Below are 13,720 nucleotides of genomic sequence, written 5' to 3'. Positions count from 1 at the left end.
CAGCTCAACGGTGAAGTTCACCCGGCACCTACCCCTATAGGAAAAATAAATAAAATTTTTGTCACCCTCAAAATGTTTTTTATTTTTTCTTCTAGCACTAATAGAAGCATCAACTTCACCGTTGAGCTGAAGTTAACACCTTCGTGGAATTCAGGGTGTGATCTGCGGGAATTCATAGCTGCCCGTTCTGCGGTGCACGCAAGTTGTGGTCCCGCAACATGGGCGGTTTTGCCCTGGAGTCGGGTTTCGGGGCTGTGTGGGTGCACGTCCCCTTCTCGTGGGCGGATCGCGTTGGGCTCGATCTGACTCCTCTCCCGACCGCCATCGGGCTGGTCTTCCCGTTGATGTAGCAAACATTCAGATCGTCATACTCTCCCTGTTGTTTCAAGTCGAACAGGGGGAGTGTTCGCAGTTAAAAGCTCTATTCACTGCGTGATCAACGCAGCATGCCGCGCTATCTGAAGCTAATGTGATGGCAAGTTGAAGTCACAAGCCAAGGAGCACCATGAGCGCGTTTACCGTCACCCCCGAAGGGATGCCCGACTTGGCGCTACCGAGCGCCATCGCCCAGTCGAAGGGGATCAGTTCTACTGCTGTTCGACTGGCCATCGCCACGGGGCGACTGCCTGCAATCGTTCTAAGGGGCTCCGGCGAGAAATTCATCTACGCCGTTCGGCCAGAAGACGCCGATGTCCTCTGGGGATCACCGACACCTGCATAAAGCGAAAGCCCCGGCGTGCGACCGCCGAGGCTTTCAATCCACTCACTCCCAGTAGATAAGGACAGTATATATGTTTCCCGCCGAATTCCCGCGCAACAAGAAGTTCCCGCCGATGTCCATGCGGGCCGCATTCGCACCACAATCCGCGCTCGTCCATTCTGGACTGCGGATGCACGCCCTCAACCCGGCCTTGGCTTCGGAAGCGTTGACGGACTGGGGCGCAAGCGCCTGGATCGGCCTCACCGACGAGCACGCCTGGCTCGCGCCGCTGTTCCGCGCAGCCGAAGCCGGTGATGACAACGCCGTGCGGGAGTGGGCGGACAGCCACCCTGCTGAGTGCGCCCCATCGAACTTGGAACACCTCACCCGTGAGCTGACCGAGGCGCTCTGGAGTGGCGCTGTCATCGACCGCGAGCTGGCCGACTCGGCGCAGCGTGCTTGGGAAGCAGCCGTCACCGTTTACGACCTCCAGGTGGCCGAACACCGCGACGATGCCGAGCTGTCACGCATCGGGGCGAGCATCGTCGCTTTGGAGGAGACTGCCGCCGCGTACTACGACGCTGGCCATGATGCGCTTGCGCGCGGCCTGCGTGACCTGATCCACCGCACGTGGGGGCTCAACCCCCGCACAGTCGCCGCGCTTGCCAGAGCACTCCGTCCAAGCGAGGTGGCTGCGTGAGCACCATCGAGCTTCCCGGACAGCCGCTGTCCGCCGAGCGCCGCAAATCCCTCGTGGACAGTGGGATTCGCGCCGAGTACCTGGATACGCCTGAGTCGCTCATCCGCGAAGTCGCAGGACTGGTTGATCTCGACACGATGCCCAATCAGCCTTTCGCTTGGGTCACCGACCACAACGGTGGTAACCCGCGCGGACTGCTATTCGGCTGGCGCGACGCGCCGGGCACGATTCGTTGGCAGTACCGTCCGGACACGCCACCTGTGGATGGGAAGGGAAGGCCGAAGAAGTACCTCTTCGTCAAAGACGACGCACCCCGGTACGGCATCCGTTCGGATGCTGGTGAGAAGAGTTCAGTGTGGATTGTCGAGGGCACAAAGCAATCACACGCCGTTGCAAGCTATTTGGGCGATGAGGTCACGGTCATCGGAATCCCCGGCGTGACCGCATGGTCGGGTGGCGGCGAGGACCGCTGGAACCTGCCCGGTGAGGTCATCCGTCTGTGCGCTGGACGCGATGTCTATGCGCTTCCGGACGCCGACGCTGCCGAGAACATCGCGGTGTACGAGGCGATGTTGAGGTTGAAATCCGCCATTGGTCCGGCTGCGAAATCTGTTGCGTTCCTGCCGTGCCCAGGAGGTGGGAGTCAAGGCATAGACGATTACCTCGGTGTCTTCGACACCGACGAGGAGCGCGCCGACATTCTCCGGAAACTGCCCAACGACGCCTATCACAAGCCTGCTCACAGCAAGCCACCTGCGCGCCTCCGTCGAGACGAGAAGCGCCAGCAGCGCGAGGAGCAGCAGGCGGCTCGGGCGGAATCCATCGACGCCGTGATGGAAGCGTTCGGCGAGGGCCGCGCCGCCACCGACGAGTCCGGCCAGCGCCGTGTTTCGGACGGCAGTGTGTGGCTGCGTGATGGTGGTGGACTGGCCGTGGCGGACCTCGGCACCGCGATCATGGAGTCCGAGACTCCTGTCGCCACAACACCGTCCGGCGTGGTGTCTGTGTACATCCGAAAGGGTGTGTATGTGGTCTCCGAGCGTGCACTGACAGCTGTCAGTGCGGGCATCCTCGGGAACCACTTCACGCCGTCAAACGCGAGCACATTGGGTCAGTGGCTCGACGCCACCTGCGACCAGGAGGGGCGCACCCTTCCGGTCGGTCAGACCGGAGCCCCTTACGTGAATTTCCGCAACGGCATGCTGCATCTCGACACGCTCGAACTGCATCCGCACGATCCGAAGTACATGAGCACCAGGCAGATTCCGTGTGACTGGAATCCGGAGGCGCAAGCGCCGAACTACGTTGAGTGGCTGACCGATCGCGTGGGCGAGAAGCAGGTGCCGGTGGTTGAAGAGGCTATCAGCCAGTTCTTGGACGAGAGCCGCACTCCCACCAAGGGACTCTTTCTCTTTGGTCCGAGCCGTTCGGGAAAGTCCACGATGTTGAGCATCGCCGAAGCGATGGTAGGTGACCCCGAACTGGTTGCCGCCCTATCGCTCCAACAGCTCGGCAAGGATCATTTCGCCTCGGCTGAGCTGTATGGCAAGGCCCTCAACATCGCGGCCGATATGCCGAAAGGCCATATCGAGGATCTGTCCGTGTTCAAGATGGCGCTCGGTGAAGACCCGATCACCGCCAATCGCAAGTACGGACGGATGTTCACCTTCAAGAACACCGCCATGTTCGCGATGTCGGCGAACACCGTGCCCACCGTGGGAGAGGACTCCTCTGCCTACCTGAACCGCATCGTGCCGGTCTCCTTCCCCAAGACTTACCAGGGGAAGGAAGACCCCACGGTGAAAGATGCGCTGCTGGCTGAGTTGCCCGGAATCGCGGTGAGGTGGGTTCTGGCGCGTCGAGCACACCGGGCACGCCGGTACCGCTGGCTCAAGCCTCATCCCGCCGTGTCGGCGGCGTTCGGTGCTGCATCAGACCGGGTGACCCGATTCTTGGATGCGTGCTGCACCGTCGATGGGCAGCCGCTGCCCGGCTCGCGGTTCCGGGACAAGGAAGGCTGGATCACCGGGGGATACGCGAGCATCACCGATCTGCATTCCGCGTTCGAAGCGTGGACGACTGATGAGCGCGCGGGAGGTATGGGCAAGTTCGCGTTCCGTGACCGCGTACTGGCGCAGGAAGGCGTCACTCGCGACCGGATAGATCAGATTCGGAGTGGCATGCCAGTCACGAACGTAATCATCAAGCCGCGCGAGCAGTGGGAAGCATCCGCGACAACGGCGACCGATCTGGTTGCGGCTCTCTTCCCGGATTCCGACGCAATCACGGACGACGGAAGCATCGCTGCTCTACCTCAGTCCACGCACGCCGTGCGCTCCCTCTTCCAATCCACCTACGCATAGGAGAAATCATGATCGAACACGATCCATACTCGGATCTGCCCACCCTGCCGCTAGCCGTGCAACTCATCTTCCAGGACATCGAGCCGGAGCATTTCGAACTCACGACAGAGATGCTGGAAGAGAACTACGCCGTCAACCGGGCGGTTCGCATCCTCGTCACTCGGTACACCGGGCATCTCGGTCCTGAGGTGGTGGAGCACACCCTGCACGCGGCGCTCATCGCCATCAAGCGCACCATCGAGCAGGCCATGAGGCCGGCGGGGGACGTGACACATGATGGCTAGTCAAACGTCCTCCAGCACAGGGAAAATCGGCCCCATGACGTACGTGACCCGACGCGAGATCGAGGCTGCCGAGGCGCAAGCGGTCAGCTCCACACTCAAGGCTGACCGGCGCTTCCTGTGGCTGTGGCTGACGATCAGCACCCTGCTCTCGGTAGCTGGAAACGTCGGCCACGCCTGGCTCACCGTGCCCAGTGGGACCGCCCAATACCTCGCTATCGGCTGGGCCTGCGCCCCACCCATCTTGCTCATGTTGGCCGTCCACGGTCTCCCCACACTGTCCCGCATGCTCGGTTCCGACCGCTCTGACACCCTGCTTTCCCTCGTCGTGTGGGGTGTGGTGGCGGTGACGTTTGGGTGGTCTGCGTTCGGTATCTACGGCTTCACCACCGCGCTCGGAATCCCCGCGTCACTCAGTTGGGTCGCGCCCCTCGGAATCGACTTGTCCGTGTTCGGCGCGACCAGGGGGCTTGTCTTGACTGCGCCCATCGCGGCCAGAATGAAGGTGGGCGCGCCAGCCCAGCGCGCCGCGCAACCGCAGGTCAGCAAACCGGTCGCGCCCACCCCCGCGCCGCGTCAAGCCGCCTCAACGGGCTCCAGCGCCGCGCCAGTGGCTCCGCGCCCCACCACGCCTCCCGTGACTCCGCGTCCCGCGTCGTCCAACGCGCCGCAGGGGAGCCCTGGCGCGGCCAATTCCGCGCCGGAGATCACCGCGCTGGCTGAGAGGATCGTGTCATCCGAGCGGCTTCGGACGGATGCGGCCACCGTTGCCAAGATCCTTGCCCTGGCTGAAACTGAGTCCCGCAAGAACGTGATCGAGAGGCAGCTCGGCGTCCATCATGGTGTGATCACCAAAGTGCTGGCGGCTGCTGAGCGAGAGCGTCCTCATAGCCTCGTAGCCGTGTCCTGATTCCGCTTCCGGTAAGGCTCTATTTCAGATGGTCTGTAAGACGCTCCGTAAGGTGCTCTGTAAGACGGTCCGTAAGATCCGACGTAAGATTTTCGGACACCTTGTTTTTCGTCCGGCACACCCTCGCATAGGGCGAGGTCAAAACCCGATCTACAGGCATACAAGCCCGGCTTGACGCCCCGCCCGCAGGTCCGCTTGGAACCCCGCCCGTAAGACGGCCTCTAAGGCCAATTTTCGGGCTTCACGAGAGGCGGCATGAATGCCTCATTATCGGGGTTGGGACGCCCGTTCAGTGTTCCTGGAAGATCTTTTCACTGATTCTGGAAGATTTTCTTGCACAAGGATTGTCGCTGCACGGCGAACTTTCTGTTCACCAAAAACCTTGTGAGCTGTGATATTTCAGTGTTAACACCTTGCGGTCACGCTCAGTGGAAACTCTCTGACCTGCATGAATGTCGGGTCTCTGACTTTTCTTGCACCCTCTGCACTCAACAAAACCCCAGCTCAGCATGGGTTTCTAACTCGCTGGCAAATACGACTGTTAATGTCAGAATAACAGAAATGGCTGGTAGACAACAGATTTGGTGTTGATATAGCTTGACAGGGCAAATCGACCGGTATTAAAATCCCAATTAGCTCCGGATCAGCCCGCAAGCGGTCTGCCCCGTAGAGCTAGCTCTAGGAAGGGAGGTTCGGATGAAAAAGCTTGTGCCGATGGCGATTATCCTCGGCATCCTGGGCCTCGCCAGCATGGTTTATTGGAGCGCCATCCTCGGCCTCTTGCTCTTGATCATTGCCGGAGCCCTCGGATATGCGGCCTACCAGAGCCATGCCAATGCCCAGCGCCGGATCACCCCCGCCGCGCCCGTCCAGCCCACTGAGTGGGCTGACGCCCGGTACGAAAGCCGTAACGCCATGGCCGATGCCGAGGACGCCGAGCGGCGCTTGACACGCGCCGCTGTCAAGAAAGCGGACAAGCGCGGCAAGGCGGCAGTGCAGCGCGCTACTGAGCGCGTGCAGGCCGAGCAGGCCCAGAACGGGATTTCGTGATGGCCAGCAACAAGCGCGCCTACGAGGCCCGCAAACGCGAGAAGCATGAAACGTTCATCCGGCAGAACAACGTTCGCGTCGCGAACCAGAACGCCAACATCGCCCGTGTCGATGCGCAACGCGCGCAAATCGAACGCGAGAACGTCCAGGACAAGCTGGAGGGCATCGCGCTCAAAGCCGAGACGGAACGCAACCGCAAAGTGGCTGAGTGCGACAAGGTGTGGGGCGACGAAGAGAAGCGGCTCCTCACCGCACCGCGCACCGTGCGCCGGGGCGGATCGCATGGGGCGGGGCCGATCTGGTTGATGCACTGGCGCAGCTCGCCGCCGCCGAGCCTGGCTTCCCTGCTGGGTTTGAACTCCTCCGCACCGGGGCCGGTGCTGACGCTGATGCCCGGTGGTGGAATTAGCCAGGACAACATCATCAGCGCCGTGATTCGCCGGGAGAATCCCGCGCTGGCGAGTGAGCCAGCGTTCGTTGGTTGGTCCGATCAGGTGGAGAGCCTGATTCCCGACCTGGCACGGTACGAGATGCTGGAAAAGGTCCGCGACGACAACTGGTTCTCCCGGCTTTTGGAGGCTGCTGGTGTGGCTCCGGCAGACACCCGCCCCGAGTCGATCCAGGGCGAGTACGGCATCTACGAACGCAAGTTGACGATCATCGACGTGCCTGTTTTGGTGGCAGCCACGATTGATGAGAACGGACTCATTCTGCGGTTCGCGCACCGGCCCGGCGATTCAGCCGACAAGTGGGCACGCGGTCTTGCCGCGCTGCGGTCCGGCTTCTCAGCGGCAGGCATGAACTCCGAAAACCTGCGCATCCTGGACGGTCGCGGCGGCACTGTCGAGCTGCATTTCGAGGACGCTCCTGACGTGTTCCCGAAAGCCTTGGCACCGAGCGCGCCGAGTGCTCCAGTGCGTTCGGTAGCAGAGGCAATTTCTCGCTATCACGCCGCCGAATGGGCACTCGGGGTAGATGCGCGAGGCCAATGGCTGACCTTTCCGCTCACCGACTATCCGCACGCTTTCGTCGTGGGCGGCACGGGCGGCGGTAAGTCCGTCTGGGTGCGTACTCAGATTGAAATGTTGCGTACCGGGTACCGCGATCCGCGTACCGGGCAGGATGCCGGTGGTGGCTGGCGACTGTTCGTCGCCTCCGGCAAGCCGTCTGATTTCGCAGGTTTGGAAGGGCTGCCGGGAATTCAGATGGTCGCCACGGACACCGGCCAGCTGGTGGTGATGCTGGCAGCGGTGAAAGCCGAGATGGACCGGCGCATTGCCGCAGCCGCGCAAGCCAAGCGCGAAGGTAAAGGCGGTTCGGCGTTCGACTTCCCGCCTATCGCCGTGGTGCTCGATGAGTTCGGATACCTGGGCATGGGAATCCTCAGCCAATACGGAACCAAGGGACTGAAATGGTTCCGGCTGCTCGTGGATTCCCTGCTCCGTGTGGCGCGCGAGACCCGCATTCACGTCGTGCTCTCCACGCAGACCGTGCGCAAAGAGCAGTCCGACCCGGCCAGCATTCCTGGCTCGTGGCAGGCGAACATCTCGATGGCCGTGGCACTCGGCAATCCCGATGATTCGGAGACTTTGAACAACGCTTTCGGTGCGGCTACCCGCGAGCGGGCCGCACAACTTGGTCCTCGCCTGGTCGGCCACAAGGGGCGCGGCATGACGGGTGACGAGCTGAGCAAGAAAGTCATCATCTTCCAGTCGCTGTACGGGTGGAGTCCCGGCACCACTTCGCTCGACCCCCGCGCCGACCCGAAAGTCGCTCCACCGACCGCCGAGGTGCGCGCCGAGTGGGAGCAGTGGGAGCCGGTCAGCGCATCAGTTCCGTGGCTTGCGCCGCGTCTCGGCATCCAGGCCACGTCACCCGCCTGGTCGGACGGTGAACTGGAGCAGGTCGCCCAGACCCCGGTCATCCCGCTGACCGACCGTGACGGTTCTCTGCTGCCCGGCAGGGAGAAGTGCGACCCGCTGAGTCCGCACTGGCTCGGTGCGCAGACCGCCAGCAGCATCGCCACACCAGTCCTGGATTTCACTGACGAACCCATCCCGGCACCCAAACCGGCACCACCCAAGCCTGCACCACGCACACCCGTGCGTCCTGCACCTCCCGAGAAGAAGGAAGACACCCTCGTGACAGAAACCGAGACCTCGCGGCCTGCGCTGCGCACCGACCTGGACGGGTGGTGAGTGTCATGTCCCGCAGTGTGATTGCTCTGGATGTGACGGTCACCGCCGTGTCCATCGCCCGGATCGCCGAAGGAGAGCCCGTCCCTTCGACAGGGCTCATCGTGGCACCTCCGTCCGGCAAGGATTACTCCCTCGCGGCCACCAGAACTCGCACGGAGAGCACCGCCGAGATGGTGCTCGACGCCGTGCTGACTAAAGGACTGCCAACGCTTGTGGTGATGTCCAAGCTCACGTTCGGGGATATGAACTACGACCCGAGTGGTGGCCGTCGAGCGGCGCTCTGGTGGTCCATCACGTCGAAGCTCTTGGACGCGGGAATCCCGGTCGCGGAATGTGCTCCAGCGACAGCACAGAAGTGGCTGACCGGGCGCGGCGCAATCGGCAAGCGAAGCTATGTGGACCTTGACCGGGCGGTGCACGACGTTTGGCCGGGCGTGCAGAACCGCGCTGAGCCTTACCGGATGAGCACGGTGGCACTGGCCGCTGCCGGAGCCATGGCGGCGGGAATCCCAACCTCCATGCCGGTCACGGAGACGCGGATGAAAGCTCTCGCGCCGATGGTGCTGCCCAGCGGTTGGCACTTACCAGAGACGACGAAAATCGAAGCGGTATAGGAGGAATCATGAAGGAAACATCCGAATTGAAGCGTGGCAACGCCATCGGAGGGAAGGGCGAGTGGTGTGTGTTCGGCGGTATCGGCATCTTCTTGCTCGGGCACCTCGTCGGGATTAAGAGCGGTGGGGTCATCTTCCTGTACGCGGGCATTGGAGTGATGCTGCTCGGCATTGCGCTGATGGCAGTCGCAGCCGTGGTGACGTGGAAACCCGGCTTGGCGGTGGGTGCCATGAAAATGGCTCAGCGGGCCGACCGTGATGTCGAGCTGGGCATCATTACCGGCTATCAGGCGTTGGAGCGCAAAGAGAAGGCTGTACGCCTGGCTGTGCAAGAGGGGATGGCCAGCAGCCCCGCTGAGGTGTGGTATGAGCTGGTTCCTGCTGATGCCAAGTTTGAAGTCCGGTTGGATACAGCGGAGCATTATCACCGCGTCCTGGCAGACAACCTGGCCCGCCAGGACGCGGGCGAATCGCTGAAATCCCCTGAGCCTGTGGAGGATTACCCGGACCATGACGAGCCCGATGAGTGGGACGACTACGACGAGCCGGTCACGCCGGTAGTCGCTGCACCCGAGCCCGCACCCGCACCCGCACCTCCCGTTGGGAATCTGCTGAGTTCACTGCGCCAGCAACAGCAGCAGCAGCAGGGGTCGTGAGAGAAGCATCCGAAGTTAAACACAAGGACAGGTAAGAACAGTGAAGCACTACAAGGTTATTGGAGCAGCAGCCGCGACCATCGCATTCGGTCTGTCTGCGTGCGGAACGCACGATGCGGAGCCCGTCGCGGACAGTAAAGACCTCGCCGTGACGGGCCTCACAACAAGCATCATCGGACCGTACGGCTACCTGGAGGACTGCTCGAATCCGGCTATGCCGGATGACCCGAAGAATCTGCTGATCGGGAATTGGCCAAAATTTGACGTGTGCAGTCTGATGACTGTTTCCGAGGATGAAACGCCGCTGTCGTATGTGAAGGCAAAGGCTGTCGTGTATGACGCTCGGATGAAAGCGTTGACGCAGAAGAAGGCGTTGTCGGAGCTGATTGTGGAAGGCACTCAACGGATTTCTGCCTCGCCGCCTGCGCAGCGACCGGCGCTGACTTATGAGTACCGCACCCGCATCGCTACAGCGCATGCGCAACTCATCCAAGGAGTCAACGATTCGATGTCCGCGTTTTTGGGACTGCCACCAGCGGGATTCCAGATCGACTACCTCGCGAGATAGATAAGACCACCCAGACACACGACAACAACTAGACCGGCCAATCACAGAAAGGAAATGATATGAAGCACAGGTCATTAGGAATGGCGACACTCGCGGTGACGGTCGGTCTGTTGGGAGCACCGGTGGCTACAGCTGACCCAACTCCAGGCCCGGACCCTTGGGGTCTCCTCGAAGCGCCAACAGGCTACTGGTGCACTAATGATCCGGCATTCGCGTGCGACGTGGAATCCGACAATCCACGGTGGCTGGGTCCAGGGCATTGGGAGGATTCCAGCCGCACGCACTGGTGCCCTGACACATATCCGGGAGAGCCGCCCATTGAATGCGTTCCGGTCACAAAGAGCGCCGCGCCCGGAATCCCAGCCGATCAGCCTTCCGCTAGCCCCATTTGGACGGGGCAGTGATGAAAACCGTTCTGGCTGGGGTGATCTTCTCAGTGACTTTGGCGGGTTGCGCCGGACAGCAGCAGATTCCACCTACCCCGGTGGTCCAGCCCGCCCAGACGGTCCCGGCTGCCGTGCTCTCGGATGAGTGCCCAACTGACAGGTCGCCGTGGGCTTTCGATCGGGCACCGGGTATGCCCGCCGACCCGCACGGAGTGATCGGAAAGTCGTGGCCGCAAGGAGATTCGTGCGCCCTGACAGCAGCGAGTATGAGATTCATTGCCATGGACTCTCACGGCCAGTTCAGGGTGCCGGACACGAGGGGTCGGATCTTGCACAACGCAGCTTGGGTGGGCCGGGAACTAGAAGTGGCTGCTGGAGGGTTTCTACACGTTCGGATTCCAGACGGTATGGGAGTCACCCGTCGTACGGCGATCAATGCGCTATTTGACGCGAGCCGGGCCGTGCGGGACACCAAGGAGCAGGTGGTCGGCATCGCGGCCTCCGCTGCCGCCACCGCCGATGCGCGCCAGGGCTCATTCGATGATCAGGACGCCAAGGACTTCCGCACGCGGGTACTGAAAGTTCGGGAAGCACTGGATGCCCGCCTCAGCGAGATTGGGCAGGCTGTGATGGACAAGCTTGTGCCGGGTGCGCAAGCTGGGCGAGAGAGCTACCTGGTGTGGGGACCTGACACCGGGAACGTCATGGTTCCTGTTGATCCGCAGGGTCACCAACTAGACTGGAACACCCGCAAACTCGTGCTGGGTGCACCGGTAGTGCCCATGCCACCCATTGAAACGTAAAGGGAGACTTAGCAACAAGATGTTCAGAATCATCGCCGCCACCGCATCACTGGCCGTCGCCGCCATCCTGGCCCTGTCCGGGTGCTCGACGGCCACCAGCACACCATCGAATCCGGTGGTGGATACCAGCGCTTCGGTGAGTGCCCAGGCGCTGGTGGACGTGGCTGCCGTGTGGTCGAGCCACCCCATGCCGGACTGTCCTCGTATCGTTAAGGGAAATGAGACCGCCACACCAGGTGTCGTGCTGCCCTCTGATGAGACTGTGGCGCAACAGCTTGCCGGTGTTCAGAGCCCAGCAAGTGAGGTGTGGGTACGCACCAAACTCGGATGGGTGACCAAGTGGCTGGCCCAGACTCGCGCCGACATCATCCCTGACCCGAGTACGCCCGGAGCGCGTGCAGAGGGCAAGCGGTTCGGACAGTACGTCGAGCATGTCCGTGACGAACTCGAAGCGGGCCACGATATTTCGAAGCCCGACCTTGACGGACGATTCCCGGAAGGATGCGCGTGATGACTCCGCAGCCCGACATTATCAAGCCTGCCGACCCTTACAGTCTCCTCGGATCAAGTTGGCCTAAAGAGAGTGAGAGTGCTTACCATACAGCCGAAGCGGCTGCTAGCGATGCATCAACCAGCGCGTCAGGTCAGGCGCAATCCGCAACGGATGCTGAGAGTGCGATGGCCGATGAGCACGGGAAGACAGCCCAAGCGGTGTCAGGAGGGTACGGCACTGCGGCGTCCACTTTGCGTGAGCACGCAATCACTTTCACCACCATAAGCGGGTGGATGACAGACGCGGCGGGAAAGGTCGGGAAGGCCAAAAGCCAGATGTCCGATCTGGTCAACATGGGCACAGAGGAGATTCGTAATGCTCTCTCCAGCGAGACGCAGGGCACCTCAGTCGCGCCGTCGTCCACGGAACTCACCGCCAAGTACCGCGCCGACATCTCTCAAGTGAAGTCCAAGCTGGACGGCGACCTTGCGGCCATTGGGCATTCGCTCGCAGGTGATCCGGGATCATCACGCACTCCGAGTTACGTCAGTGTCTCCCTGACACCGACACCTGAGCAGCGCAACCCTACTGACCAGATCGTGGCGTACAACCACGGGCAGAATCCCGAGGTCACTCCGCAGGTGCTTCCTGAGATGCCCCGCGCATCGAACGCCGAGACGCCCAGTGCACCAAGCACTCCGAGCAGTCCCAGTGCACCGCATCCGATGAATCCCACACTGGCGGGGCTCATCTCCCCACAGAGTGCTTCCAGCAGTGCTGGTTCTCCGTCTTCGAACGGTGCATCCTCGGGTGCGGGTGCGGGTGCGGGTACATCCGGCAGTCAGCAAGGCCACCCGGCACCTGAGCAGCAGCAAGCCAAAGCACCTGGCCTGCCGGGCATCCCCAACATTCCGCTGCCGAACGTCGGCGCAGCAGCGGAATCCATCGCCACGGTGGTCACCAGTGCGGCGGGGGGTGCTCAGCTGCCCACGGCAGTAGGCCAAGCCAGCACAGCAGCTCCTCAAGTCCCAGCGAGCACCGGTTTCACTCCGGGTTCCTCGGGCTCGGCCCCCGTGAGCCCCGGACTCGGACCCATCGGGGGTCTCAGCACCCCACCGGTTACGCAGTCCGCTCCCGCACCCACGGGGACGCCATCGGCCCCGGCACCAGGAGCCCAGACACCCCAGCAGGTCTCCACACAACCACCGCGCGGACCGGTGGCTGACGCCGCCTGGCTGCAACGGACTTATGGCCTGTCTCCAGGTCTGGACCTCCCAAAGTCCGAGACACCATCCATACCAGCATTGTTCATCGCTGGCCTTCCCGAACCCGAGGCCCACCTGCATCGCGTGCTGGCCTCGTTGCGCCAGGTCTTCGAGCAGTCCAACTGGTCCCAACCGATGGCAGTAGCCACCATCACGAGGGGACTAGAAACGCGCTGCGTGTACTCGACATCGGACGGGCTGAGCATCCATCCAGCAGGGGTTCTCTTGCCAACGGGAGTGATCCCGTTAGATGAGATGCCCAACACGCCAGCCACATCCGAACTCTCGGGCTCCCTGATGGTGCAGGACAAACTCGCCGCCTTGATCCCGCGAGGATGGACTGTCGAGCACCTCTTGAGCACTGTTCCCAGTGGAGAGAACTCCCAGTCCGCCGAGCAATTCCAGGAGTTGGTGGAAGCGGGAGAGGTGTTGCCCTGCACGGCCTCTCGCGGTGATGACAGCGTGACCGAAGAGGAAGCCGTGAGTGCCTTCGCCATGGCGGTGTTGGGCCAGGCCACCTCGGGCATCTCGGACCCCGGCACCGAGTCTGCGCGACTCAAGGCAGCCCGTTGGGTCGGCATCCAGCCCACGGGGTATCTCGATGTCCTGGCCCGCTGGTACCTGTCGGACGCCGCCGTGTCCATGAGCCGGGGCGGTTGGGGTGAGGCGGTGTACGCCATTGAGAAATTCGTGTCCATCAGGGAATCGAAAGTCAAAGCAGCATAGGAGGAAT

The 13,720-nt window shown here is 62.2% G+C and carries 13 protein-coding genes; 12 read left to right on the top strand and 1 reads right to left on the bottom strand.

The genetic code is table 11. From position 1 onward, the window contains the following. Window positions 1-486: 486 nt before the first annotated feature. Window positions 487-609, bottom strand: coding sequence for a hypothetical protein (locus B4394_RS25620; protein WP_258544467.1), 123 nt, complete (start codon window positions 607-609; stop codon window positions 487-489). A 182-nt stretch (window positions 610-791) separates the two neighbouring features. Between B4394_RS25620 and B4394_RS03400 the strand changes: the two genes are divergently transcribed. The 12 genes from B4394_RS03400 to B4394_RS03345 all read left to right on the top strand — a co-directional run bounded on the left by B4394_RS03400 (window position 792) and on the right by B4394_RS03345 (window position 13,713). After that, window positions 792-1,400, top strand: a complete 609-nt coding sequence (locus tag B4394_RS03400) for a hypothetical protein (RefSeq protein ID WP_052544296.1) — start codon at window positions 792-794, stop codon at window positions 1,398-1,400. Beyond that, window positions 1,397-3,763 (top strand): phage/plasmid primase, P4 family, encoded by a 2,367-nt coding sequence (locus tag B4394_RS03395; protein ID WP_052586099.1) that lies wholly within the window; start codon window positions 1,397-1,399, stop codon window positions 3,761-3,763. Before B4394_RS03400 ends, B4394_RS03395 begins: the two co-directional genes overlap by 4 nt. 8 nt (window positions 3,764-3,771) lie before the next feature. Beyond that, a complete protein-coding gene (locus tag B4394_RS03390; protein WP_052544298.1) occupies window positions 3,772-4,047 on the top strand; it encodes a hypothetical protein in 276 nt (91 codons plus the stop codon). A gap of 34 nt (window positions 4,048-4,081) precedes the next feature. Further along, a complete protein-coding gene (locus tag B4394_RS03385; RefSeq protein WP_052544299.1) occupies window positions 4,082-4,954 on the top strand; it encodes a hypothetical protein in 873 nt (290 codons plus the stop codon). 696 nt (window positions 4,955-5,650) lie between these two features. Continuing rightward, window positions 5,651-6,004, top strand: a complete 354-nt coding sequence (locus B4394_RS03380) for a hypothetical protein (RefSeq protein WP_052586096.1) — start codon at window positions 5,651-5,653, stop codon at window positions 6,002-6,004. After that, window positions 6,004-8,202, top strand: a complete 2,199-nt coding sequence (locus B4394_RS03375; protein WP_052544301.1) for an FtsK/SpoIIIE domain-containing protein — start codon at window positions 6,004-6,006, stop codon at window positions 8,200-8,202. The genes B4394_RS03380 and B4394_RS03375 overlap by 1 nt, the downstream gene beginning before the upstream one ends. A gap of 5 nt (window positions 8,203-8,207) precedes the next feature. Beyond that, on the top strand, window positions 8,208-8,816 hold the full coding sequence (locus B4394_RS03370) for a hypothetical protein (RefSeq protein WP_052544302.1): 609 nt from the start codon (window positions 8,208-8,210) through the stop codon (window positions 8,814-8,816). 8 nt (window positions 8,817-8,824) lie between these two features. After that, complete coding sequence (locus B4394_RS03365) at window positions 8,825-9,472, top strand: hypothetical protein (RefSeq protein WP_052544303.1); 648 nt, start codon at window positions 8,825-8,827, stop codon at window positions 9,470-9,472. 40 nt (window positions 9,473-9,512) lie between these two features. Then, entirely contained in the window at window positions 9,513-10,040 is a 528-nt protein-coding gene (locus tag B4394_RS03360; protein ID WP_052544304.1) for a hypothetical protein, read from the top strand. Between the two features lie 793 nt (window positions 10,041-10,833). After that, window positions 10,834-11,229 (top strand): hypothetical protein, encoded by a 396-nt coding sequence (locus B4394_RS03355; RefSeq protein WP_052544305.1) that lies wholly within the window; start codon window positions 10,834-10,836, stop codon window positions 11,227-11,229. A 19-nt stretch (window positions 11,230-11,248) separates the two neighbouring features. Then, window positions 11,249-11,740 carry a hypothetical protein gene (locus B4394_RS25615; RefSeq protein ID WP_234797632.1) on the top strand — a complete coding sequence of 164 codons (492 nt, stop codon included), beginning with the start codon at window positions 11,249-11,251 and terminating at the stop codon, window positions 11,738-11,740. A gap of 275 nt (window positions 11,741-12,015) precedes the next feature. Beyond that, on the top strand, window positions 12,016-13,713 hold the full coding sequence (locus tag B4394_RS03345) for a hypothetical protein (RefSeq protein WP_234797631.1): 1,698 nt from the start codon (window positions 12,016-12,018) through the stop codon (window positions 13,711-13,713). Window positions 13,714-13,720: the final 7 nt, after the last annotated feature.

Source organism: Mycobacterium sp. D16Q16, assembly GCF_002013745.1.
GTDB lineage: Bacteria > Actinomycetota > Actinomycetes > Mycobacteriales > Mycobacteriaceae > Mycobacterium.
The sequence above is the reverse complement of the archived record's forward strand: the minus strand, read 5'-3'. Positions and strand labels throughout refer to the sequence as shown.